The organism is Stenotrophomonas sp. GZD-301 (genome assembly GCF_049310345.1).
Lineage (GTDB): Bacteria > Pseudomonadota > Gammaproteobacteria > Xanthomonadales > Xanthomonadaceae > Stenotrophomonas.
Genome location: NZ_JBMOWY010000031.1, coordinates 16657 through 42001 on the forward strand (window position 1 = coordinate 16657; position 25345 = coordinate 42001).

Here is a 25345-nt window from a genome sequence, read left to right on the forward strand (position 1 = left end):
TCCTCAGCGTGCCGGGTCGCGGTAGCGGACGGGGTCCGGCCGGAAAAGGTCTTCATCAAACTTGAAGCGCAGGCGCAGGAACACGCCCTGCTGGGTGTACTCGTACCCGTTGAGATCACGGTCGCCGTCGAAGCCGGTCCAGTTGTAGCCGGCCGACAGCCACAGGTTCTGCCGCAGCAGGCGGCCGACCTCCATGCCGTAGGCGTACTGGTTGGCGCCGGCCTGCCCACGGAAGGTGGAGGCAAGCACGCCGATGTCCCAGTTCTCGGTGATGTCGTACACCACCCGGCCGGACAGCAGCACCGCCCGGAAGCGGCTGTTGACGCGCGTGCTGTCGGTGTAGGCGAACTGATCCTGCTGCCACTTGCCTGCCACGCGCCCGGTCAGCCACCAGGGCCGCGACGGGTGCCAGTCGGCGTGGGCAGAGACGATATGCGCACGGGTGCGCACGTCCTGGCTGGTGCCATCGACGGTGTTGCCGTCGGACAGGCTCAGGCCGCTTTCATCGCGCTCCAGCTTGTATTCGTAGCGGGCCAGCGCGTTGATCCGGTTGCGGTCGGTATCGCGGTAGGCCACGCCGAGCTGGAAGCGGTCCTGCAGCACATCGCCACGGGCGTCGTAGCGGGTGCTGAGCAGGTAGTTGCGGGCCAGCAGGGTCCAGTCGCGGCTGAGCTTGCGGGCCAGCATGAACTGCAGCAGCGTGGTGTTGAAGGCCTCGTTGGTGTCCGTATCGGGCACGTCCTCGGAGATGCGGTGTTCGGCCCGGATCGCGCCGCGCCACAGCGGGTTGGCGCTGTAGTCCAGGGCCAGCGCCAGACCGGTGCTGTCACCGGTGCTGCCGTCGATCACCTTGACGTGCTCGGCCGAGCTGGCCAGGCGCAGGCCCTCGCGGATATCCCAGTTGTTGCGGATGCCCGAGGCGGCCTGTACATCGCGGCCGCTGATCGAATCGCGCAGGCGGTACTCGCTGAAGGTCTGGGTATCGCGCAGGTAGCTGCTGTCGATACCGAACACCAGCGCATCGGCCTCGCGGTCGGTGGTGGTGATGCCGTAGGCGCTGGTCAGGCCGGTCTGCTTCTCGTAGCGGCCATACACCCGGCTGCGTTCGAACACCTGGTAGTCCAGGCCGGCGGCCAGGCGCCGGCGGTCTTCACCGCTGACGCTGTGCTCCACTTCCGCGCCCGCGCTGAGGCGGTCGTTGAGGCGGTAGCCCAGGCCGAACCGCGCACTGTCCGATTCCAGCTCGGTGCCCACCGGCAGGTCGCTTGTGATCGGGCTGCCGGTGCTGCTGCCGTTGATGACCATCAGGCCGGTCAGCGGATCCAGTGCCTGCTGCCCGTACCCCAGCGCGCCACCGCCGGAACCGGTCGCAAAGCCGCCGGTCAGGCCGCCGGCATTGCCGAAAGGCACACCGGACGACCACGGCGAGGTCACCCCGATGGTCTCGCGGATGCTGCGCACGCCCAGGTCCACAGTCAGGCGCTCGGTGGCACCGATGCGTACGCCGGCACCGCCGGCATCGCGCTTGCCGCCGTCCGGATTGCGGTCCTCGCTGCGCAGGCCTTCCACATACAGTTCCAGCCGCGGCCCGACCCGGTAGGCCACGCGCGCGTTGTACTCGCCACGGCCGCCATACAGCGGTGCCGCCGGATTGTTGAAGGCCGGGTCGGTGCGGGCGGCGAACACGCGTGCGTCGAGCTTGTCGGCACGGTGCGCGAATTCGACGCGCCAGGCATCGCCTTCGACCTCACCGCTGATGTCCTTCAGGCCCTGCGAGGTGATCTGGTTGATCGAGTTGGTGTTGACCTCGCTGCGGGTGCGCGCGAACTCGGCCACCAGCAGGGTGTTGGCGCCGAACCGGTAGCTCGCGTTGGCGCTGCCCATCTTGAATTCGGCATAGGGGTTGCGGTCCTCGACCGCCGCCGCGCCGACTTCAAGCTGATCGGTCAGCTTGACCTGCGCATCGGCGCCCACCACCCAGAACTTCTCGGTGCCCTGGTCCAGCTCATAGGTGATGCGCAGCGAGACCGGGTTGAGATCGCTGTCGAAGGCCGGCAGGAACTGGTTGAGCAGGATGCGGCCGGAGAACGGCTCGAAGCTGTAGTCGACCAGCCGCGCCAGCGAGCGCACCGAGGTGATCCGCGTGGGCTGGTTGCGGTCGCGCACGATCACTTCCACGCGTTCGCTGCCTTCCAGCACGGCGTTGTTGCGCAGTGCGTAGGGCCCGCTGCCCTGGCTGCGGAACTCCTCGATCACCTGGCGCAGCGAATCCTGCATCGCAAACACATTGCTGCGCACGCGCTCGCTTTCAAAGTGCCAGCCCAGGCCGGTGGCGGTACGGTTGTAGGTGCCCAGACTGCGCTGCGGAATCGCGCCACTGCCGCCGATACCGGTGGCCGTGGCCAGGGTGTCGCCGGTCTGGAAATCGCCGTACAGCAGGTAGCTGCGCTTGTTGTCGATGCGCACGTACAGGCGCTCGGCCGAGCGCGCATCGAAGCCGCGCAGCGACGAATCGCCGTAGACCGGATAGAACTCTTCAGGCTGGATGTCGCGCAGCAGGCGGCCGCGGGTGTCCTTGTCCGAATCGTAGGCGGCGGTCAGCAGGTACTCGCCCTTGATGCGTCCCTTGACGAAGAACGCGGTGCGCGCGGCAGCATTGGCCTTGCCGTTGTTGAACTGGCGCTCCCAGCGGCGGATGTCGCGGTCGAACGCGTCGTGGTGCTCCACCGGGGAGATCAGACCGGCATTGCTGCGCCGGCGGAAGTTGACCACGCCCTCGATCAGGCCCGTCGCCAGCAGTTCGCGCATTTCCGGCAGGAAGCCGATGGTGCCCTGCGCGGTCTCGCTGCCGGCGGTGATGCGCAGCACCACGTCCTGCGGGTCGTGCGGCGCGAGCAGGTCGAACTCGGCCACGCCGTCGACCACCTGCAGCTGGATGCCGGGGGTGACCTTGTCGGCGTCCAGCGCGCCCGGCCCGAGTTCATCGGTACGGGACCCCGGCAGGCGGATGCGGCCACCGCTGGTCTCGATGGTGGCGTAGGTGGTACCGGCCAGCGCACGGCCGGCGGCGTCGAGCAGCTGCACGCGCACGTGCACCGCGCTCTGGCCATCGGCAGGCACACCGTCACGGTCCAGCTCGACCACAATCCGGTCGAGCGTGCCCGGCACGGCGCTGTCCAGCGCGCGCGGTGCGGCATCGGTGCTGGCCGGGCTGCGCGGGTACAGGGTGCTGGCATCGCCGAGCACCGGCGTGAAGCGGCCGGTGCTGCCGACGCTCTGCGCCATCGCCGGCACGGCAGCCAGGGCGCAGGCCAGCAGGCTCAGGCGCGGCAGGCGGTACAACGGGTGGGCGCGGTTCATGGCTGCACCTCCGTCGAAGCGCCGGCAGCGGGCGGGTTGGCTCTGGGATGCACGATCGGTCTCTGGTTGGCCGAGTCGGTCGCCTGTTGCGGCGCCCGCGCGGGTTTGCTGTCAAAGCGCAGCGGCGCCTGCCCGGTTTCGGTTTCCGGCGCACGCACTTCACCCTGGGTGCGGCGGGCCTTGACCTGCTCCAGCACCGGATTGGCACAGCTGCCCTCGATGAAGTCGGCGCGGTGCAGCTCGCCGTTCTTGAGGTCCAGGAACAGGCTGTCGGCATCGCCCAGGTTGCGGTTGCTGCTGGTGGTCAGGCGCGCGCCGATCGGCAACGTGCTGGCATCCACCTTCAGCGTGTGGCTCTGCGGCGGCAGGCCGCAGTAGCTGTACTTGCCCTCCGAGTCGCTGATCACCCAGGTGCCGTCGGAGAAGTACAGGCGCACGCCCGGGATGCCCAGCTCTTCGCGGTCCTGCACATGGTTGTTGTTGCAGTCCATGAACACCTTGCCGAGCACGCAGGCCTGGTCGGTGAACACGCCACCGGTGACCCGCACGCGGTATTCGGCGCGGTTGGACGGCAGCGCGCCGGGCAGCGGGGTGATGCTGCCGGTATCGATGCAGCCGCCGGTGAAGGCACAACCGAACGCCTGCGCACGGTTGATGCCATCGCCCTGCTGCGCACCCACGCCAACCCGCACGCGGTAGGTCAGCACGATCTGCCCACCGACCGCGATCGGGCCGACATCGAAGCCCAGCAGCGGGCCCGGCTTGCCGGACGGATCGGTCACGGCGCGGCCATCGGCACGTGCGGTGCCGTCGATATAGGTGAAGCCGCGCGGCAGACGATCGATCACGTTGACCGTGCGCAGCGCGCTGCCTGCGGTCTGGCGGATGGTGATCGTGTACTGCACGGTGTCGCCGATCTCGGCGGTCTGGCGGTCACCGTTCTTGCTGATGGCCAGGCCCGTTGCCACCGCGGTGTCCAGCGGCAGGTGGTTGTTGATGATCGCGGCGGTATCCGAGCCGGCAAACAGGCCCAGGTAGTACTGGGTCGGCATGCCAACCGCACCGGTCGGGGCGAGACGGTTCGGCTGCACCTCATGGTTGGCACCCGCGCCGCCGGCCGGCGACAGCGAGCCCCCCTGCGGCGGGATCAACGTGGACACGAACTGGTAGCTGCCCGGCGGCGTGACCGTGAGCTTGAATTCGCAGCGGGCCGGCGCGGCCGGACCGAACGCGAACTGGTAGAAGCCTTCGCTGCCCACCGTCATCGAGATCGCACTGCCTTCCAGGCGGTAGCCACCGCTGCCGGCATTGAGCACCGCGGTGCGCGGGTCGTAACCGGTGCACAGGCCCACCGGGCTCAGGGTCACGATCGAACCCGGGACCGGGTCGCGGGTGGTGGCGTCGTAGACCACGCCCGACGGATCCACCGGCAGGCTCTGCTGCGGCAGGTGCTGGCCGGGACGGAGCACGACTTCCAGCTGGCTGATGCCGTTCTCGTTGACCCGGCAGGCACTGACCCCGGCGCGCGCGATGGCGGCCGGCGCGTCGCAGGCTTCCAGAACCCCGGACAGGGATTCGCGGGTGACCGGGTTCGGCCACAGGATGTTGGAGGTCGGGTCGCGGAAGCGGATGTTCCAGGTCACGCCCGGCACCACATCGGCGAAGCGGTAGCTGCCGTCGGCACCGGTGGTGGTGGTCTTCACCACCTGGCCGCTGGTCGGATCGACCAGTTCGACCGCCCACGACGGCAGGCGCTGGTCGCCGCCGTCGAGCAGCTGGTCATCGCTGCCGATGTCGTACCACACGGTACCGCCGACCGACGCGGCCAGCTGCACCGCATTCGGCACGCGACAGGCATTGAACTGGATCGTCTCCACGCACGCGGGCAGCTGGGTCACGTCGCCGTCGAACGCCGTGCGCTCGGCCGGGGTCGGCGCGCGGAACTCGTTTTCGCCACCGCCTTCCACCAGCACGGCGTTGTGCACGGTGCCGGCGTCAGCGGCGGCGGCACCGACCAGCGCCTGCACCGCGATGGTGTCCGGCGAGGTGGCACCGGCGGCCAGCACCTGCTGGCTGCGGCAGGTGAAGCGCGTGTCGCCCACCCCGCCAGTGCAGACCCAACCGGTACCGGTCGGCGCAGCGGCGAGGGTCAGGCCGGCCGGCAGGCGGTCGTGCACGACATACTCGCCACGCGACGGCTGCTGCCCGCCATTGCGCACCTGGATGGTGTACGCGGCGATGTTGTTGACGGTGAAGCGCGGGCTGGCCGCCGACTTGCTGACCAGCATGTCCGGCGAATCGCCGATCTCGCCGAAGTTGTTGTCCAGCGAATCACCGCCGAGCGGCAGCACGATCTGGCCGATGGTGGACGGCACGGTCTCGCGGCCGCTGGCCACACCGGTGACCACGCCACCCACGGTGCCGGGGCGGGTGATGCCGTTGAGCGTCTGCGGCGGCTGGGTCGGCTCGGTCACCGTATAGGTGCCCGGGCGCAGGCCGTCGAAGCGGTAACGCCCTTCCGCATCGGTGGTGAGCGTGATCGAGACGGCCTGGCCCAGGTCGTCGGTGCCGGTCAGCACCACGGTGACGTTGGCGATGCCACCCTCGCCCGGATCGACCAGACCATTGTCGTTGCTGTCGTTGTAGACGCGGCCGGCGATGCTGCCGGTCGGAATCTCGCCGAAGTTGTTCTGCGTCGACTGCTGGTTCACGCCCAGCACCAGGCCGGTGATCTTCGACGGCGGCGTGCCCGGCGTGGTGGCCGTGCCACCGGTGCTGCCGGCCACGGTACGGCCATCGCGGGTGCCGGCCGGCTGCTCCGGTTCGGTCACGGTGTAGGTGCCCGGCGGCAGGTCGCCGAAGCTGTAGTTGCCGTCGGCATCGGTCACGGTGTCGCGGCTGATCGGATTACCGACCAGATCGGTGCCGGTCAGGGTGATGACGACGTTGGCCAGGCCGGTTTCGCCCGGATCCACCACGCCATCGTTGTTGCGGTCGATCCAGACCTTGCCGCTGATCCCGCTGTTGAGCGGAATCTCGCCGAACAGGTTGTCCACCGAGGCGCTGCCCGGCGCGGACAGATCGATCGTGCCGATGCGGCTGGGCACGGTGGTCACCGGCGTGGCGGTGCCGCTGCTGACGCCATCGATGGTGCCGGCGGTGGTGATGCCGTTGCTGGTGCCGGTGGGCTGCTGCGGTTCAACCAGCGTGTAGATGCCCGGGCGCAGGTCGGCGAACGCGAAGCGGCCGTCTGCGTCGGTCTGCACGCTGCGCTGCACGCTGGCGCCGGTGTCGTCGGTACCGGTCAGCTCGATGGTCACGCCCTCGATGCCGGTTTCAGCGGTGCCCTGCTGCGCGCCATTGTTGTCGGCGTCGAAGAACACCGTGCCCGACACGGACACGGCCAGCACTTCACCGAAGTTGTTGGCGAGCGAGTCCTTGCCAACCGGCAGCACGATCGCGCTGATCGCACTGGGCACACTCGCCACCGGGGTGGCGGTGCCGACCGGCGTGCCGTCGATGGTGCCGGCGCGGGTGATGCCGTTGATCGTGGCGGTGCCGTTGAACAGCGGCTGCGCGGCCTGCTGGGTCACCGTATAGGTGCCCGCCAGCAGGTCGGCGAAGCGATAGCGGCCGTCGGCATCGGTGGTGATCGCGGTGAGCGGCTGGCCCAGCGCATCCACCGTACCGGCCGGCAGCTGCACCTGCACGTTGGGCAGGCCCGGTTCGCCGGCATCCTGCACACCGTTGTTGTTGCGGTCCAGGTAGACGGTGCCGGACAGACTGCCGGCGCGCTCGCCGAAGTCGTTGCCGGTTGAACCGGCCACCGGCAGGTTGACGATGTTGATCACGTTGCCCGGGGTCTGGCGACCCTCGTCCAGCCCGGTCGGCTGGGTCTCGGTGATGCGGTAGTCCTGCCCGGCCACGGCGCCGGGATAGCTGTAATGGCCATCGGCGTTGGTCAGCAGGGTTTCGCTGGTGTCGTCGCCGGTGCCGAACACACCGTCCGGGCCTGCGCCCACGATCACCACCTGCACGCCGGGGATGCCGACATCGCCGGCGTTGTTCTGGCCGTCGTCGTTGCGGTCCAGGTACACCGTGCCACTGATCGGTGCATTGGCCAGTTCGCCGAACAGGTAGCCGGTGGCGTCCTGGCCGGCGTCGATACCGATGCCGGAGATCACATTGGGCACGGCGGTGCTGCCCGGCGTGGTGGCCGTGCCGGCGGTGTGCTTGCCGTCCAGGTAGGCGGCCGGCTGGGTTTCGGTCAGCGTGTAGCCCGTGCCGGCCTGGGCCGGCAGCAGATCGGTGAAGCGGTAGGCGCCCGTGGCGTCGGTGGTCGCGGTCAGGCTGACCGGATTGCCGAGCACGTCGGTGCCGGTGAGGGTCACGATCACGTTGGCAATCGGGTTCTCGCCGCTGTCGCGGACGCCGTTGTTGTTGCCGGCGGCCACGTTGGAGAAGTCCTCGTAGACCAGACCGGCCAGGGAGCCGAGCTTCTCGCCGAAGTCATTGCCGGTGGAGCCGGTCAACGGCAGCGCGGTGATGTCGATCCGGTTGCCCGGGTTCTCGGTCGCGTTGGCATAGCCCTGCGGCTGCGTTTCGGTGATGCGGTAGTGCTGGCCGACCACCAGGGTGTCGAAGCTGTAACGGCCCTGCGCATCGGTCTGCACACTCACCGGCGGCAGATCATCGGCGGTGCCGTAGACACCGTCCGGGCCGGCGCCGGTCAGGGTGATGGTCACGTCCTGCAGGCCGCCATTGGGCTGCGAGCCGCGGCCGCCGGCATCACCGGCATCGAAGTCGCCGTTGCCGTTGCGGTCCAGGTAGACATGGCCGGAGATGGCGGTGACCGCGTCTTCGCCGAAGTTGAACGCGGTGCCGTCGTCGCCGTTGGACAGGTCGATGCCGGCGATACGGTCGGTGCTGGCGGCATCGCCGCCCACGCCCGTGGCCACGGTGCAGCTGGCGCACGCCACGCCGCCGATCAGGCCGGGATTGATCGCACTCGGGCGGTTGCGGTAGCTGCCGTCCGGCAGCACTTCGCGCAGCGTGTAGATCTGCGGGTCCAGCCCCAGGAAGCTGTAGCTGCCGTCATTGCCGGTGGTGCGGGTAGCCACGACGGTGCCGGTGGCATCGAGCAGTTCGACGGTGGCATTGGCGATCGGTGCATCGCCGGCGTCGCGCACGTTGCTGTAGTTGCTGTCCACGTAGACGAAGCCGGACAGCGAGGGACGCCGCACTTCCGGGAAGTTGTAGCGCACCGCATCCACGCCCGCGCCCAGCGGGATCGCGCTGTAGACCGAGTCTGCGCTGGCGGGCGGTGTCACCGCCGCGAACACGCCACCGGCCGACGGCGCCAGCGGGCCGCTGGACGGCGGGGCGACCGGGCCGTTGGCATAGGCCGGCGGCTGGGTCTGGGTCAGGGTGTACCCCTGGGCACCGGCCGGCGCCAGGTTCTCGAAGCGATAGGCGCCCTGCGCGTCGGTGGTGGCATCCAGTGCAACGGTATTGCCGTAGGCGTCTTCACCGCTGAGGTGAACGATCACGCCGGAGATCAGCGGCTCGCCGCCCTGCACCGTGCCACCGTTGGCACCGGCGCGGTCACGGTCCTGGAACACCACGCCGGCCAGCGAGGACCGGACCACGGTGTGGGTGGTGGTGTCGTCGTTGTTGCCCGGGTCCGGATCGAGCTGGTCACTGGTGGCCTTGGCACTGTTGATGCCGGTGCCGTTGGCCGGAAGCGTGGTCCAGCGTGCCGGAATCAGCACGCGCACCTGCCCGTCCAGCGCGAGATCGCCCATGCGGCAGGTGACGGTACGGCCTGCCAGCAGGCAGTTGCCCAGGCCGGTGGTCTGCACGCCCGGATCCGCGGTGGCGCCGCGCTTCTGCCAGGTGATGGCAGCCGCGCCGCCAAGCACCTCAAGCCCGTCCGGCAGGGTATCGGTGACAACCACGCCGTCGCCGTTGAGCGGGTTGGTCCCGGTGCGGTCGCGCGACAGGCTGTGGCCGGGGCCGTAGTTGATCACGTCCAGCACGAACCAGAACGGCTGGTGCAGGCTGACCGTGCCCGCCGCGGCGGGCAGGGCCTGGCTGGGATCGGCACTCGGGGCGAGCACCACGCTGGACTTGCGGATGGACAGGTCCGAGCGCGTCCGGATGCTGGTTTCCTGCGTGGCCGTGTTGTTGCTCGTATCGCTTTCGGCCTCGGCCGAGCGCGCGGTGACCGAGTTCTTCAGCGTTTCGCCGGTGGCCGGCGGGGCGGTCATGTACTGGTAGACCAGGTACAGGTAGCTGGTCTGGTTGTTGGTGATGACGCCTTCGTCGGTGGTGGTGACACCGGCGCTGGGCAGGGTGCAGGAAATGGTCTGCGGCCCGGTGCTGGGATTGGTGCTGCCAGCGGCCACCGAGCAGCGCGTACCGACCGGCTCCAACGCGCCCTGCGGACCGGCGTCGTTGCCGGTACGGCTGCCGACCAGGCTCACGCTGGCACCCGGCGGCGGGGTGATGGTGTCGTCGATCATGGCGCGCGTGGCCAGCGACGGGCCCGCGTTGCGCACGCTGATCTGGTAGTAGATGTAGTTGTTGACCTCCATCCCGGCGCGCGAGTCGAAGCCCAGCGGGTCCACCGCGCCGATGAAGTTCTGGTCGATCTTGTTGACGATCAGATCCACGCGGCCGGCGTCGAACGGCAGGGTGGCGTCCTTGCTGTCGTCGTCGGTTCGGTTGTTGTAGTCGTAGGTCCGGCCGTTGGCGTCGGTGCCGCTGGACGGGTCCGGCGTGCCGTCGCCATCAAGGTCGAAGTGGAAGCTGCCGGTATTGGTGAACTGGCGGCCGGTATTGCCACTGTTGACGTTCGGGCGGATCTCCACCGTCATCGTTTCGGTGGAGTTGTTGGGCATGTCCTTCGGCGTGCAGGTCAGGCGCAGCGTGGCCGGTGCACTGCCGGTGTTGAACCAGGAGGTGCCGCCGGGCGCCGGCGCGGAGCTGATCGACGGGTCGCGCGTGGTCACCGTACAGGTCTTGCTCGCCGCATCCGAACCGGTACGCAGCGCCGAGAGCAGCACGAAGCCGGCATCGTTCGCAGGAAGCGTGAACAGGTCGCCGAATACCACGCCACGCGCCGTCGACGGGCCCCGGTTCTGGTAGGTGATGCGATAGGTGGTGTTGACGCCGGCACGGCCCGGCGTGCCCGAGGTGATGTCCTTGCGGGTGGTGGCGACGTTGGCGACCGCGTCGATCTGGACCCAGTCCGAGGCGGTGTTGTTGCTCTGGTCGATCTCGCCGAGCGCGCCGACGATGGCCGGGTTGATGCGCACACCGGCCGTGTTGCAGAAGCGACCCGGCAGCAGCGGCTGGCCGCCGCAGACGCCGGCCGGCTGGCCCTGGCTGTCGAACAGGCCACGGTTGACGGTGAAGCGCACGATCGCGGTCTCGTTGCGGCCCAGCACGGTGGTCCCCGCATCGCACACCCACGCGCTGCCACTCAGGCGGCAGTTCCAGCCCGCCGGGCTGGCGTTGCCGGTTACCGTGGTCACGCCGGTGACGAAGCCCGGAATGGGGTCGTTCACCACCACGCCGGTGGTGGCTTCGCCGGCATTGCGGATCTGCAGCGTGTAGGTCACCGAGTCATCGCTGTTGCGGATGATGTTGTCGGCGTCGCCCGGTCCGTTGGTCTGCTTGGTGATCGACAGATCGGCGCGGTCGTCGGTGGCACGGCTCTCGCCACCGGCACAGTCGTTGGTGTCGTTCGGATCGCGGTTGATGCCGCCGGCGGTCACCGGTTCGACCGAACCGCCGCTGCCGCCGGTGCAGACGTCGTTGCGCAGCGCCCCGGCAGTGCGAGCCAGGGTCTGCAGCGCCAGTGCGGGGGCGTTGGCGTTGACCGCCACCGGATAGCCGGTGACCAGGGTGCAGGTCACCGTCTGCGCCTGGCCGACGGCCCACGCACGATTGACGCTGCAGCTCCAGCGCCCGATCACCACCGAGGTGCCGGGAAGAATCGGCTGCCCGCTGGCATCCACCCACTGCTCGCCCACGGCGAGCGTGTCCACCACCTGCAGGTCGCCGGTGACGGTGCGCGGCCCCAGGTTCTGCACGCCCAGCGTGGAGGTCATCATGCTGTCGCTGCGGACGCCCGTGCCGTTCCACACCGGCACCAGCAGCGGCGCCTTGGCCTTGCTCATGCGCAGGTCGGCGCCATCGGGAATGACGGTCAGGCCGACGGTGGCGCTGTTGTTGACCGGCGCCGGGTCCGGCGTGGTCGCGCTGATCTGCGCGGTATTGCTGACCACACCACTGCTGTTGGTGCCGGTGGAGGGCACCTGTGCGGTGATGGTGATGATCGCCTGCGCGCCCGGCGCGAAGCTGCCGGCCAGGCTGCAGGTGCGTACGCTCGCTCCGGCATTGCTGGTGCAGGTCCAGCCAGCCGGTGCCACGCCGCCGGTGATCACGAAACCTTCCGGCATCGGGTCGGTCACCACCACGCCGGTGGCGGCGCTGGGGCCGTCATTGCGCGCGGTCAGGGTGTAGGTCACCACCGAACCGGCTGCCGCCGGCGCCGGCGACACCGATTTGGACATCGCCAGATCCGCACCGGCGGTGACCGCAGTGCTGACCCGCGCTGCATTGTTGTCCGGCACCGCATCAGGCACGGAGCCGGCGTTGACCACAGCGGCATTGACGATGGTGCCGGTGCCGACGTTGACCTTGCCGCGGAACTGGTAGCTTGCGCTCGCGCCCACGGCCAGGGTGCCGTTGTAGGTGCCGTTCTGCGCGCTGAAGCTCCAGTCCGCCCCGTTGGGGGCACCGACCAGGGTCACGTTGGGCGGCAGCGTGTCCACCACCCGGAAACCGGTGGTGACGCTGGGGCCGTTGTTCCTGACGGTGAGGGTATAGGTCACCTCGCCGCCACCGATCACCGGATCGGGGCTGGCGGTCTTGCTCAGCTCCAGGTCGGCCGCGGCCTGGATGGTCGTGGTCTGGTTGGAGCGGTTGTTGCCGACGTTGGTGTCGCTGCCAAAGAACGGGTCGTTGGCCTGCAACGCCACGATCGGCGTGGTTGCCGGTGGCAGCGCGGCGGCGAAACCGATTGCCGCGTGCAGGGTGATCGTTGCCGGCTGCGTCTGCACGGTGGTGACCGGCAGCTTGAACTGGTACGGCGCACCGGAGGCGCTCAGGGTCGGGTTGGTGCACACCACACGGGTGGTGCCGGCACTGCCGGGCGATGCGCTGCAGCCGGCCGGGGCCGGGCTGCCCAGCGCCGTGCCGACCGGCAGATCGATCAGCGTCACGCTGCCGGCGGCGCTGTCGTTGGCGCCGTTCTCGACCTTGACGTTGTAGATCACGGTGGTGCCGGCCGGTACCGGGTCGTAGCCGGTATCGGAGAAATCGGTGACCTGCAGGTCGATCGCCCAGGCAGACAGCGGCAGGGCCAGCATCAGGGTGGCCAGGGCGGCGCGCCAGCGGCCCATGCGGGCTGATGTGGCTGCGCGCTCGAACGGCGTCACCGCCGCGCAGATGGCTGCGCGATCGCTATGGCTGGACATGCGTTGTTCCCCTGTTCCGGTCTCTGCTGCTTTCAGAGGGAACCCGGCCGGAAGCGGTGATGACCGCAGGCTGGCACGACGCTCCCATGACGTACTGCGGCTTGACCATGCGCGACTGTCGTCATGGGCACACTCAAGCGGGGCGCATTGTGCTGTCGCAACATCGGCAAGTCAGTGCCGCCCGCTCACGCTGGCTCACACTGCCTCACACACAGGGGTGCCTGCGCTCAGGCGGTCAGCAGATAGCCCTGCCCACGCAGGGCGCGGATCGGCAGTTCCAGCCCGGTGGCGGTACGCACGCGCGCGCGCAACCGGTGCACGAGCACGTCGAGCCGGTGCGGATCGAAATCCCAGGGGGTATCGGTGATGCGTTCGATCAGGCGATCACGCGTGACCGGTTCACCGGCGGCCTCGAACAACAGCTGCAGCGTGCCACGCTCCATCGCGGTCAACGCGAGGGTCTGCCGGGCCGGTGACTGCAGCGTCCAGCCATCGGAAGACAGCTGCCAGGCCCGCTGCGCGTCCGTGACGTGCTGCATCGCAGGGCGCGCTGCGGACAGGCGGCGACGCAGGCTGAGCAGCCCGGCGGCCAGCACGTCCAGATCCAGTGGTTTGACCAGGTAGACATCGGCCCCCTGGGTCAGGCCATGCGCCATGTCGTGCGCACTGCCACGGCCGGTCAGCATCACGATGCCGATATCGCCGGCCTCGCGCAGATGGCTGGCGACCGCATAGCCGTCCTCGCCGGGCAGGCCCACATCGAGCACCACGATGTCGCAGCGGTCGTGCAGCAGCGCGCGATAGAGCGCCTCGGCACTGCCCAGTCCACGGACCGCGGCACCGCGCCACTGCAGGTCATCGAGCATCAGGTCGAGCAGTTCCGGGTCGTCCTCGACCACCCAGACGGTCAACCCGTCCAGTTCCTTCTGCGCCGCCGGCAGCAGTGCGCTGCCGCGGTTGTCCTGGTCTGCCGTCACGTGACCGCCTGCCTCCCCTTTACCGGCCTGCAGTCTAGCTGCCGTCCGGAAACGCGCCAAATGCGACCAAGGTAGCGACCGACGCGATGCCGGTCACGATGCAGGATCGTGACCGGCACGGTGCCTCATTCCGCCGGCACGTCCATTTCCTTCAGCAGCTCGGGTGCCGGATAGACCTTGGCCAGCAGCCAGCGCAGATAGCGCATGTCCACGTGCACGGCACGCTTGTAGCGCGGGTCGAACCACCAGCTGGCGCTGACCGATTCCCAGTTGCTGTCGAAGTTCAGGCCGATCAGTTCGCCGCGGGCATTGAGCACCGGCGAGCCGGAGTTGCCGCCGGTGGTATCCAGGTTGGTCAGGAAGTTGACCGTCTGGGTCTTCAGGACCGGGTCGGCGGTGCTGCCGAAATCGCCCTTGGCGATCGCGTCCAGCAGCGGCTTGGGCGCATCGAACGGATAGGCGTTGGTGTTCTTCTCCACGATGCCGGCCACGGTGGTCACCGGGTCGAAATGCACCGCATCGCGCGGCGACAGCGCCTCGACCTTGCCGTAGCTGATGCGCAGGGTGCGGTTGGCATCCGGGTACACCGCGCGGCCCTGCTTGGCACGCCACGCGAACAACGCCTGCATGTAGGCCGGGCGCAGGCGCAGCTGCTCACCCGCGCGGGTCTTGCTCTGGTCGTCCAGACGCAGCTGGGCCGCCACCAGCGGGCCGGCCAGGTCGATCAGCGGGTCACGCGCCAGCGCCTTGCCGTCCTTGGCCGCGGCCAGGCGCGACAGGCGCTCGGCTTCATTGCCAAGCCGGGTGCCGGCATACAGGCCGTCCAGCGCCTTGGCCAGCGCCGCCGGGGTGCGCCCGAAGGCGGCGTCGAACTCGGGCACGCGCTGCGCGTCCGGCAGCTGCTGGTAGCGGCTCAGCAGCGCGGTCAGCAGGGCCTTCTCCACGGCCGGGTCGTAGCGCCGCTGAACCTGCTTGAGCACGCCTTCGATCATCGCCAGGTCGCGCTGCTGGTAGCCGCTCTCGCGCTCGGCATCGGGCTTGGCCGATTCAACGCGCAGGCGTTCGAGCATCAGCGCCGAGCGCAGCAGCTGGCTCTGGCTGGCCACCAGGTCCAGCAGCAGATCGCGCTCGCCGAACGAAGCGCCCTGCGACAGCGAGCCCAGCAGGGCATCGATGTCGGTGCGGTAGGTTGCATCGGTGGCGGCCAGCATCGCCGTCTCGTCGGCCGCACGCTGCGCCTTGGCGTCGCTGCGCAGCAGGCCTTCGAGTTCGCCGGCCGCACGCTTGCGGTTGTTCTTCAACGACTGCAGCTGCGAGGCGTAGCGGGTGCGCGCCTGCGCATCCTGCGCGCTGGCCGCCTCGATGGTGTCGATCATCTGCTGGTACACCGCCACGCGGCGCGGCAGCACCGCGTCGATCTGGCTGGCGAACTCGGCCGCCGTGCGGTGGCGGTAGGTGATGCCGGGATAGCCGGCCAGCATCGCGTAGTCGCCGGTCTTCGGCCCGTCGATGGCCATTTTCAGGTGCGCCGGCGGCTGGTACGGCACGTTGTCCACGCTGTACGGCGCCGGCTTGCCGTCCTTGCCCACGTACGCGCGCAGCAGGGTGAAGTCGCCGGTGTGGCGCGGCCACATGAAGTTGTCGATCTCATCGCCGTAGTTGCCGATCGCGCGCGGCGGCGCGTAAACCAGGCGCACATCGCTCAGTTCGAGCTGGCGGATGCGGTAGAAGTCGGTGCCGTAGTACATGTCGGCCACGCTGCAGCGCACGTTGCCGGCCTGCTCGCACTCGGCCACCAGGCGCTTGGTGGCGCGGTCCACGGCATCGAAGTAGGCCCGGCCGGTCTTGCCGCGCGCCTCGCGCAGCACCTCGTCGGTGACCTTGTCGAAGCCGGTGGTGACCAGTACGCGGAAGTCCGGGTTGGCCGGGCGCTCGTCGCTGCGTCCCTTGGCGATGAAGCCGTCGTTGATCAGGTTGTGCTCGGGCGAGCTGTTGTACTGGATCACGCCCATCGCGACATGGTGGTTGGTGAGCAGCAGACCATCACCGGACACGAACGAACCGGTCCCGCCACCGGCACGCACCACCGCGCTCAACGGCGGCGCGGTGACGTTGGCCAGGTCGGCCGGATTGCCCTTGAAGCCGGCCGCCTTCAGCGGTTTGGCCAGCTCCGGCAGCTGGGTCGGCATCCACATGCCTTCATCGGCATGGGCGCCGGCGGCAAGGGTCAGGCCGAGGGCCAGCGCGGCAGGAAGGGCTTTGCGACACGACATGGGAGCACCCAAAAACGTCAGAACAACCGGGAAACATAGCCTTCAGGACCATGCAAGGCAACCGCCATTGGTCAGGGGCCTAGCCGCTCCTAGAATCGGAATCTCTCAAAAACACGTTCAAGCCATGATTGTCGGCATCGACCTAGGTACCACCCACTCGCTGATTGGTGTTCACTCCGCCGAAGGTCCACGACTGTTCCCGAACCCGCACGGGGACTTTCTCACCCCTTCAGTCGTCAGCATGGATGAGAAACAGGCTCTGGTCGGGCAACCGGCAAGGGACCGCCTGGTCAGCCATCCCGGCCAGACCGTCGCCACCTTCAAACGCTGGATGGGCACCGATCGAGAGACCCGCTTGGGCGATGGCCTGTATCGCCCGGAAGAATTGTCGGCATTGGTCCTGCGCTCGTTGCTGGCTGATGCCGAGGCCGCTTTGGGGCAATCGGTACGCGAAGCTGTCATCAGCGTGCCAGCCTACTTCTCCGACGCGCAGCGAAAGGCTACCCGCACTGCCGGCATGCTGGCCGGCATCCGTGTCGAGCGACTGATCAATGAACCCACTGCCGCCGCGCTGGCCTATGGGCTGCAGCGTCGCGACGGCGATAGCAAAGTCATGGTGTTGGATCTGGGCGGCGGAACGTTCGATGTATCGCTGCTGGAGCTGTTCGAAGGCATAGTGGAGGTTCACGCCAGTGCAGGCGACAATTTCCTCGGCGGCGAAGATTTCCTGCAGATACTTGAGCAGGCCTTCCACGACCATCAGGGCATTGATCGGACCCTGTTGTCTTCCCAGGAATTGGCCCGGCTTGGCCGGCAGCTGGAGGCACTGAAGCGGGAACTTAGCAGCGGTGGACGGGCCAGCATGCAGATCCATCTGAATGGGAACGAGCATCGTTGGGCAATCGACGAATCAGCGTTTTCTCTCCTTTGCGAGCCGCTACTGCAGCGAATGCGTGCACCGGTCGAGCGGGCCATGCGCGATGCGAAGCTCAAGCCTGAGCAGCTTGACGAGATCATCCTGGTGGGCGGTGCAGTGCGCATGCCGATGATCAGCCGCATGGTCACACGCATGTTTGGCCGGCTGCCGCTGCGGCACGTGCACCCCGACCACGCAATCGCGCTGGGCGCCACCATCGCCGCAGGTCTCAAGGCACGTGATCAAAGCCTGGAAGAGGTCGTCTTGACCGACGTCTGCCCGTACACACTTGGCACTCAGATCGTTCGGTCGAACGCGGATGGCGAGCATGTCCCCGGCTTCTTCCATCCAATAATTCCGCGCAATAGCGTGGTGCCAGTCAGCCGTGAAGACCATTTCTGCGCGACATCTGAGACACAGGATGCGGTGGTCATCGATGTGTTCCAGGGGGAGAGCCCCATGGTCGCCAACAACATCAAACTCGGCGAAGTTCGCGTGCCATTGAGCCCTCGCAAGAGTACTGATGCTCCTTCCGTCAAGGTGCGTTTTACCTATGACGTGGATGGACTTTTGCATGTTGAGGTCATTGAGAACTCCTCTGGAAAGTGCCACGAGCTGGTGCTGCAGCAGGGCCAGGTGCGGATGGATGATGCGCGGATTGCCGAAAGAGTTGCCGCCCTCGCCAGCCTGAAGATCCACCCCCGCGAGGAACAGCAGAACCTTGCTCTGGTAGCGCGGATGGAGCGGCTCTATGAGGAGCGGCTTGACCTGCGCTCCCGCCTGCAGGATTGCCTCGCAGGATTCCGCGACAGCATTGACAGCCAGGATCGGCAACGGGTTGAGGAGCACCGATCACGCCTGGACCTCACTCTGGATGAGTTGGAATCGCTGCGGTGAGCTGGCCGCTGGAATGGCTTGGCCTTCCTTTCGATGCCGATGAGCGGGCGATCAAACACGCCTATGCAGCAAAGCTTCGGGTGACACGGCCTGATACGGACCCGGCCGGGTTCCAGCAACTGCACGAGGCCTACCGCGCTGCACTTGACCTGTGGCGGGAAGCCCAGCGGGACAGCGCGGAGGAATGCGAATCTGCTGAATTGGCAGTGTTGGAGGTACTGGAGAAACACACAACATGGTCCACCAACGATCTGGAGAATTGGCCGGATGCGCGCCCTGCAGTCGATGCAGAGTGGCATGACAGCCTTGATCCGATACGCTCGGTAGGGACACTGCAGGCGACGTATGACGCAGCTGCCTTCGATCGCCCCGACACCCACTCAACGGTTCCACCTGCGGAGCCTTCATCGCGCGCTGCCGATGCCGCGCCCCAGCGCCCCCCCGCTCTTCCAGAATCTGCTCGCGATGCTGTGGTGGATGATGACGCATGCTCACTCGAACAGATTCTGGCTCAGGCCCGGCATCTATCCCCCTCAGAGCTTGCACAATGGCTCAGCAGCGCGCAGATGCACTGGTCGCTGGCACTGAAGGCCGCACTTTCGGACCAGTTGCATATGCACGTGATGGAACAGGATGAGCCCATCTGCAGTGAAAACAGCCAAGTGTTGATCGACTTCTTCCAGTGGGACGACATCAGCACTTCCGTCGACCCTGAGGACCTGCTGCGCCGACAGCGCCGGATGCAGGTTGTGTGGGCATTGCAGACGGATAGGCCTGAACAGCTGCGTTCGCATCTGGCCAGCTGCGGCATTGACGATGCCGAGCAGGAGCTGCAACGTATGACACGATTGCAGCAAGGCATGTCCGTTGGGAAACGGTTGCTGGCCGGAATCTGGCCGCTGGCAGCACAGCGGATGCGCCGGCTGCTCAACGCCTTCGACTTCAATCCTGCCTGTACCACGCTACCGCAAATTCACCAGCAAACGGCCAAGTTCTGGTACGACGCCGGCGACCACCGACGCATCTCCATGGCCTGGCTGCAGATCAGTGCGCTGCGTTGGGGCCTGGCCTGGATGGTGTCGTTCGCCTGCATGCAGCTGGTCTCCACCAACCCCGGTCGGATCGGCCGTTTCAGCGTAGGCCTGATGCTGGCCTGGCTGGCATGGGTCTCACTGGTCGCACTGTCACGTTGGTTGAATGCAATGAGCTTTCAGAACCCCTGGCGGCTGTGCATCCCACCGGCGTTGGCGTTGATTTCGGTGCTGATCATTTACCTCGGCGATGCCCGCATCGCTGGTACCGTCATCGCAGGGCTGACCCTGTTGTTGACGGCAAAGTGCCTATGGCTGCACGCAAGTGAGCGTCATCGGCTCAGTCGCTGGCGGCTGCTGATCCTTGTGCCAGGACTCAAGGGGCTTGCACTGATCATGATTATTGGCGAGATCGCCGCAATGGCGACGATTGTGTTTTGGCTTATCGTGGTCGCAATGGTGCACAAAACAGTGGAATCAATCAGAGCTGCGTAGGCCGGCAACGGATAGATCCAACTCGTGGCCGAATGCCCTTCTGTACGGGCATAGCTCTGCCCTGTCGCGCAATGTGGGGAGCTGGCGCGCTTGGCATCTCTCGACTGCTGCCAAGCGCGCGGTCATCCACCCGGTTCGGAGAGAAACCCTATTTTTCCCGGCGCCAGTTCAACGACCCGCGGTTTTCCACCGTGCTCGATTCCACTTCCACATCGAAGCCGCGGCGCAGCAGGTATTTCAGGGTCAGCACCGAACCACTGCCGACCAGCGACACGCCATAGCCGACATACAGCTTGGGCGAAATGTACTTGCCCACGCCGATCACCGAACCGCCCAGCGCGCGCGACTGGCTCACGCCGGCGTCGTCCAGGCCGAGCTTGGCCCCCAGCTGCGAGGCCAGCAGGCCGCTGCCGGCCGACAGGGCGGCCGAGGCCGCGTTGACCTGCTGCGCCTGGTCGCTGCTGGCACCGGTGAGGCTGCGGCCCAGCACCAGGTAGGCCAGCGCTTCGGACTGCGACATCGCCGGCTCGGACCACACGTCCACGCGCGGCGACTGCGCCCGCCCGGTGACATCGATGCCGGCGGTGACATCGCCCACCCGGCGCTCGGCGCGGATGTTGATGCGCGGGTCGGAGACCGCGTTGTAGTTCCAGTTCAAGTTGCCGCGGGTGATGGTCAGATCCTGCCCGTAGGCCTTGTACCGGCCGCTCACTTCCAGCCCGCCGTTGGCGGTCATCTCGCGGCCCGGCCGCGACCACACCTGCATCTTGCCGCCGAGCGCGCCCTTCAGCCCGAACCCGCTCATCTTGACCTTGTCGCCCAGGCTCACGGTCAGGTCCATGTCCAGCGGCGAGGTCGGCGTTTCCTCCGGATCGACCGGGTCCAGCACCACCACGTCCTCCGACACCGAGGTGCCGCGATCCAGGCGTTCCAGATCCAGGTCGGCCTCGGGCACATGCACGCTGCCGCGCAGCTGCATGGCGGTGCCGGCCAGGGTGAAGTCGAGGTTCGGGTTGGCCACCACGCGCAGTTCGGGGGTGTTGGCCAGCAGCACGTTCTCGCCGTGGATGTGCAGCTGCAGCGGCTGTGCATCGCCGAACCACGACAGCCCACCGTCCACGTACAGAGTGCCCTTGCCCGAGTTGGCCTGCGCGGCGATCTTGGCCGAGCCGTCCGGCTGCGCGGTGAAGCTGCCCTTGCCCTCGGCGAAGGTCAGGCCCAGCGCGGGGAACTCGCCGTTGAAGTTGCTCAGGGTGGCCTCGCCGCCCAGCGACGGCGTACCGCGCGTCCCGCGCAGGCTGACGTGGCCTTCGATCAGGCCGGTGGGGCGCACGATGTCCGGCGAGAACAGCTCCAGCCAGTACAGCCGCGACATGTTGAGGTACAGCTCACCGTTGAGCGGCGCGCCGGCATCCCAGCCGGTCTGCACCTTGGCATCGACGAAGCCGTTGCCCTGGAAGCCGACACCCAGCTTGGCGTTGATCTGCGCAGGCGTCATCTCCACGTTCACCGAGAACTGGTCGTAGCGCACCAGCTCGCCACGGGCGTTGTCGCCCAGGCGGATGCCACCTTCAAGCGATGCGACCTTGACCGCGCCTTCCCAGGCGTTGCCGCGCGGCCGGATGCTGGCATCCAGGGTCAGTTCGCCGCGCAGGTAGATGCGGCGTCCCGACTGCGGCGGCAGCCACGGCTGCACCAGCGCCAGCGGCAGCGCATCGCCGCGCACCTGCAGGCCTTCGCGCGGCCAGTTGGCGCTGGCGCACAGGGCGCCGCCGGTGGCCGCGCCCAGGCAGGTGTCGCTGAGGGTGAACGCACTGCCCTGCACGCTGAAGGTGGAGGGGCCACGCAGGTTCCAGGCGTCACCCTTGACCGGTGCGATGCGCAGCGAGGACAGATCGCCGCGCCAGGTCTGGCCCTGCTGGCGTACCCCGCCCTGCAGCGCCACCGCGCCCAGTTCGTTGCGGGTCTGTGCGTCCACACGCAGGTTGGAGAGACTGCCACGCGCATCCACGTTCAGCGTGTCCAGCAGCATGCCGACCTGCACCTTGCTGCCCTGCACCGCCAACGTGCCGCTGTCGCCCTGCCACGGCAGGCGCCCCTTGATGCTGACCGCCTCGGCGCTCCAGTCGTCCCAGCGCAGCCCGCTGCCGACCAGGTCGGCACTGATGTCCGGCGCGGTGCGCGGCCCCTTCACCAGCACATGGCCGCGCAGGCTGCCGCTGCTGCCCGGCAGCAGGTCGTCGAGCTGCACCGGTTCCAGCTGCGCGTCGATATCCAGGCGGTCACCGACCGAGCCCTTGGCGGTGAGGCGGCTGTTGCCCAGCGCCAGCGCCACATTGCCTTCGCCCTGTGTGCCGCGCAGCGCGAACTGCCCCCTGGCATCCAGCGCGCGCTTGCGCAGCGTGCCCTTGATGCCCGGCACGTCCACGGTGGCTTCGTAGCTGCCGGCGGTGCCGGCCGGGCTGTTGGCCGGCGGCGGCAGCTGGCGCCCCTTGGACGCCAGCGCACCGGACAGGCGGCCGTCCCACCCGGGCACGAAACACCCGGGGTCGAAATCGGCCAGCTTCACTGCGGCATCCCAGTCCAGCTGCGGTGCCCAGGCCACGCGGCCGGTGACATCCAGCGAACCGCCCGGGGTGCTGGCCTGCAGCTGTTTGATCAACGCGACCTGGTCGTTGCCGCGTACGTCGAACTGCAGGTCGGCGTTCTGTTTCTCGCGTTCCACCGACGCCTTGCCCACTGCCGCCCATGCCTTCAGCGTGCCGGCCAGTCCCATCCGCGCCTCGGTCAACGTCACCGGCACCGGTGCCGCCGCATCCGGTGCGGAAGGGTCGGCCGCCGGCACGAAGGTCAGGTCGTTGGCGACGATGGAGAAGCGCAGGCTGGCGTTCTCCTTGTCGGTGAAGTCGGCGGTGCCTTCCAGCCGTGCCTGGCCACCGAAGCCCTTCAGCTGCAGCGGTGCCACGGTCAGCACCTGATCGGCCAGGCCGACCTTGGACGGGGCCAGCTCCAGCGCGATGTCGCCCTGCTTGAAGGTGCCGCGCAGGTTGGCCTGCCCGCCCTTGCCGTCGGCCTGCAGGTCCAGCGCCATCGGCGTACTGGCGCTGGCGTCCATGCCCGGCACCAGCAGCGCCAGGTCCAGTTCGCGGCTGCGTGCGCTGGCCTTCCACACCGGGTCGGTGCGGCCGTCGAACACCAGGCTGGCCTGCAACGGTGCCGGCGCGTTGCCGGCGATGGCCACTTCCATATGCCCCAGGTCGCCCCGTGCCACCAGCCCCAGGCGCGCAGGCGTGCGCCCGCGCGGCGCCGGCATCAGCGCGCCGATGGTGATGTCGGTGTCGTAGTCGCTGCGCGGCAGGTAGTGGCCGTCAACCCGGAAATCGCCCAGGTCGCTGTCCACCTTCAGCTGCGTGGCGCGGAATTCGCCGTTGGCGATCTCGATCCCGCCGCGCACCTTGGCGATATCGATCACCGGCTGCTGCGCCTGCGTGATGCGGAACCCGTCGATGATGATCGTGTCGGCCTGCATCGCCAGCGGCATCTCGATCTGCGGCAGCGAGCCCGGCCATGACGGCAGCTCGAACGGCTCGTCGCTCTTGGCCAGGTTCAGCGTGGCGTTCTTGATCTGCAGCGCGTCCAGCTGCAGCTTGCGCCCCAGCAGCGGCCGGATGTCTGGGTCCAGGTAGGCGCGCTCGGCGGTGAAATGGATGTCGTCGTAGCGGAACACCAGGTCGTGCAGCACCAGCGGCCCGGCGACCGGGCCTTCGACCCTGCTCCAGGTCAGCGAGGCCCCCACCGGCAGCCGCGCCTTCACCTGGGCCAGCAGCACGTCGCGGCCGGCCACGGTCTGCAGCAGCCAGTACAGCAGCAGCAGGGCCAGCAGCACCAGGCCCAGCACGGTGAACCCGGACCAGGCCCAGAACCGGCGCCTGCGGTAGAAACGCACGCGCGGTGTCGGCGGCGTGGCGGGTGCGGGAGGCGTCGGCGTGCTCACAGGTCCGCTCCGATGTTCAGGTACAGCTGGAACTGCGAATCCGGGTTGTTCAGGCCGTGCGCGATGTCCACGCGCACCGGCCCCACCGGCGATTTCCAGCGCACGCCGAAGCCCACGCCGGTATGCAGGTCGATGGTGTTGTCGAACGCGCTGCCGGTGTCGACGAACACCGCCGCGCCCCACGGCCCGCCCTTGAAGTAATGCTCGTACTCGGCCGAGCCGATCACCAGGTTCTTCGCGCCCAGCGCGTACTTGTCCGGGGCCGGCGTGCGCGGGCCCACTTCACGGAAGGCGTAACCGCGGATGCTGCGGTCGCCACCGGCGAAGAAGCGCAGGCTCGGCGGCATGGCCACCAGGTCACTGGTCCAGGTGGTGCCACCTTCACCGCGCAGGATCAGGCGGTCGCTGTCGCCGATCGGCACGTACCAGCGCAGCAGAACATTGGCCTGCACGAAACTGGTGTCCGAGCCGGCGCCTTCGATGCCGCCGCGCAGGGTCGCGCTGCCGCTGATGCCACGGCGCGGGAACAGTTCGTCGTCCACATTGACGTAGTCGGCCACCAGCTGCGGGTACACCAGGGTGGAGGTGTTGTAGACCGCATCGGTGAATTCGGTGCCCGAGGCGTAGCGCCAGCGCTCGCGCAGCGCGTTGATCGAGGCGATCGCGGTCCAGTTTTCGTTGATCTCGCCGCTGCGGCTGGCGCTCAGCTTGAAGTTGCGCAGGTCGATGTAGTCGGTCTGCTCGTCGTAGGCGCTGGCGGTGAAGGCATACCAGCCATCGAGCCAGTTGAACGCGGGAATGCGGTAGCTGGTCAGCAGGCTCTTGCGCTTCTGCGCATAGTCCAGCTGGGTGTTCATCTTGTGGCCGCGGCTGTTGAGAAAACGCCGCTCCACGCCGCCGCGCACACCGGCGCCGCTCTCGCTGCCGTAGCTCAGGCCGGCGGTGTAGATGGTGCGCTTGGCGCGGGTCAGGTTGACGTCCACCGGCACATCACCGTTCTCGTCGGCCTGGTCCGGGCGCGGCTGGATGTCGATCACGCTGAAGTAATCCAGCTTGGTCAGCGACTCGCGCAGCCGGTCCAGCTTGCCTTCGTGGAAGTAGCTGCCCTTGTCCCAGTACACCAGCGGGTCGAACAGCTTGTCGACGAAGTAGTCCTGGTGGAAGCGGATGTCGCCCATGTTGTAGCGGCGGCCGCTGTCCCAAGTCAGGTCGATGTCGGCGGCGTTCTCGGCGCGGGTGATCTGCACCTGGCGCTGGGTGTAGTCGGCATCGAAATACCCGCGCTCGGCCAGGCGCCGGGTCACGACGATCTTGCTGGCTTCGTAGGTGGTGTGCTCGAAACGCTGGCCCTTGCGCGGCTTGAACTTCTCCAGGTCTTCCTGCAGGTACTGGTCGTACTGCGCCGGGCCGGTGATGTCGATGTGCTCGCGCCGCACCAGGGTCGGCGGGCCCTTGTCCACGTGGATCACCACCCGCAGGGTTTCGCCCTCGCGCGGGCTGTCGACCTTGATCACCGGGTTGTAGTAGCCGAACGGCTCGAGCGCTTCGCGGGTCTGGCGCTCGGCCTGGGACAGCAGGTACTCCAGGCGCGACTCGCCCTGGGCCTTGCCGATGGTGTCGTACAGGGACAGCGAGACCTCGATGTTCTCGATCATCTCGGCGTCGTCGCCCTTGTCCAGTCCCTTGATGTCCACTTTCTCGATGGTCCCGCGCGCGTGTGCCACCGAGGCGGTGGCCAGCGTCAGGAACATCAGTGGCAGAGCGAATTTCGTTGGCTGCATGTGGACAGCATAACGGGCCATCGCGAGCATGCGAAATCGACGGGGGTGTTTCAGAACGACGGTGAAGGACCCG

Annotated in this window: 8 protein-coding genes; 2 read left to right on the top strand and 6 right to left on the bottom strand. The window is 67.8% G+C overall.

Translation table 11 applies throughout. From position 1 onward, the window contains the following. Window positions 1-3 precede the first annotated feature (3 nt). The 4 genes from ACO6VK_RS08475 to ACO6VK_RS08490 form a co-directional block, all read right to left on the bottom strand. Window positions 4-3360, bottom strand: coding sequence for a hypothetical protein (locus tag ACO6VK_RS08475; protein ID WP_422506444.1), 3357 nt, complete (start codon window positions 3358-3360; stop codon window positions 4-6). After that, window positions 3357-12908 (bottom strand): SdrD B-like domain-containing protein, encoded by a 9552-nt coding sequence (locus ACO6VK_RS08480; protein ID WP_422506445.1) that lies wholly within the window; start codon window positions 12906-12908, stop codon window positions 3357-3359. The genes ACO6VK_RS08475 and ACO6VK_RS08480 overlap by 4 nt, the downstream gene beginning before the upstream one ends. 227 nt (window positions 12909-13135) lie before the next feature. Continuing rightward, window positions 13136-13885 (bottom strand): response regulator transcription factor, encoded by a 750-nt coding sequence (locus ACO6VK_RS08485; protein ID WP_422506446.1) that lies wholly within the window; start codon window positions 13883-13885, stop codon window positions 13136-13138. 125 nt (window positions 13886-14010) lie between these two features. Beyond that, window positions 14011-16158, bottom strand: coding sequence for a S46 family peptidase (locus ACO6VK_RS08490; protein WP_422506447.1), 2148 nt, complete (start codon window positions 16156-16158; stop codon window positions 14011-14013). Between the two features lie 124 nt (window positions 16159-16282). On the opposite strand from ACO6VK_RS08490, the gene ACO6VK_RS08495 reads away from it, so the two are divergent. Both ACO6VK_RS08495 and ACO6VK_RS08500 read left to right on the top strand, forming a co-directional pair. Continuing rightward, entirely contained in the window at window positions 16283-17971 is a 1689-nt protein-coding gene (locus ACO6VK_RS08495) for an Hsp70 family protein (RefSeq protein WP_422506448.1), read from the top strand. Continuing rightward, the gene (locus ACO6VK_RS08500; protein ID WP_422506449.1) at window positions 17968-19497 is read left to right on the top strand and encodes a hypothetical protein; all 1530 of its coding nucleotides are present in this window, start codon (window positions 17968-17970) and stop codon (window positions 19495-19497) included. Before ACO6VK_RS08495 ends, ACO6VK_RS08500 begins: the two co-directional genes overlap by 4 nt. A 148-nt stretch (window positions 19498-19645) precedes the next feature. Here the strand turns inward: ACO6VK_RS08500 and ACO6VK_RS08505 are convergent, their stop codons facing one another. Both ACO6VK_RS08505 and ACO6VK_RS08510 read right to left on the bottom strand, forming a co-directional pair. Next, a complete protein-coding gene (locus tag ACO6VK_RS08505; protein WP_422506450.1) occupies window positions 19646-23491 on the bottom strand; it encodes a translocation/assembly module TamB domain-containing protein in 3846 nt (1281 codons plus the stop codon). Further along, the gene (locus ACO6VK_RS08510) at window positions 23488-25272 is read right to left on the bottom strand and encodes an autotransporter assembly complex protein TamA (protein WP_422506451.1); all 1785 of its coding nucleotides are present in this window, start codon (window positions 25270-25272) and stop codon (window positions 23488-23490) included. The genes ACO6VK_RS08505 and ACO6VK_RS08510 overlap by 4 nt, the downstream gene beginning before the upstream one ends. Window positions 25273-25345 lie beyond the last annotated feature (73 nt).

Coding starts and splice junctions, on each gene's coding strand:
- ACO6VK_RS08475 (WP_422506444.1), bottom strand. CDS start 3,360: ATGAACCGCGCCCACCCGTTGTACCGCCTGCCGCGCCTGAGCCTGCTG.
- ACO6VK_RS08480 (WP_422506445.1), bottom strand. CDS start 12,908: ATGTCCAGCCATAGCGATCGCGCAGCCATCTGCGCGGCGGTGACGCCG.
- ACO6VK_RS08490 (WP_422506447.1), bottom strand. CDS start 16,158: ATGTCGTGTCGCAAAGCCCTTCCTGCCGCGCTGGCCCTCGGCCTGACC.
- ACO6VK_RS08495 (WP_422506448.1), top strand. CDS start 16,283: ATGATTGTCGGCATCGACCTAGGTACCACCCACTCGCTGATTGGTGTT.
- ACO6VK_RS08510 (WP_422506451.1), bottom strand. CDS start 25,272: ATGCAGCCAACGAAATTCGCTCTGCCACTGATGTTCCTGACGCTGGCC.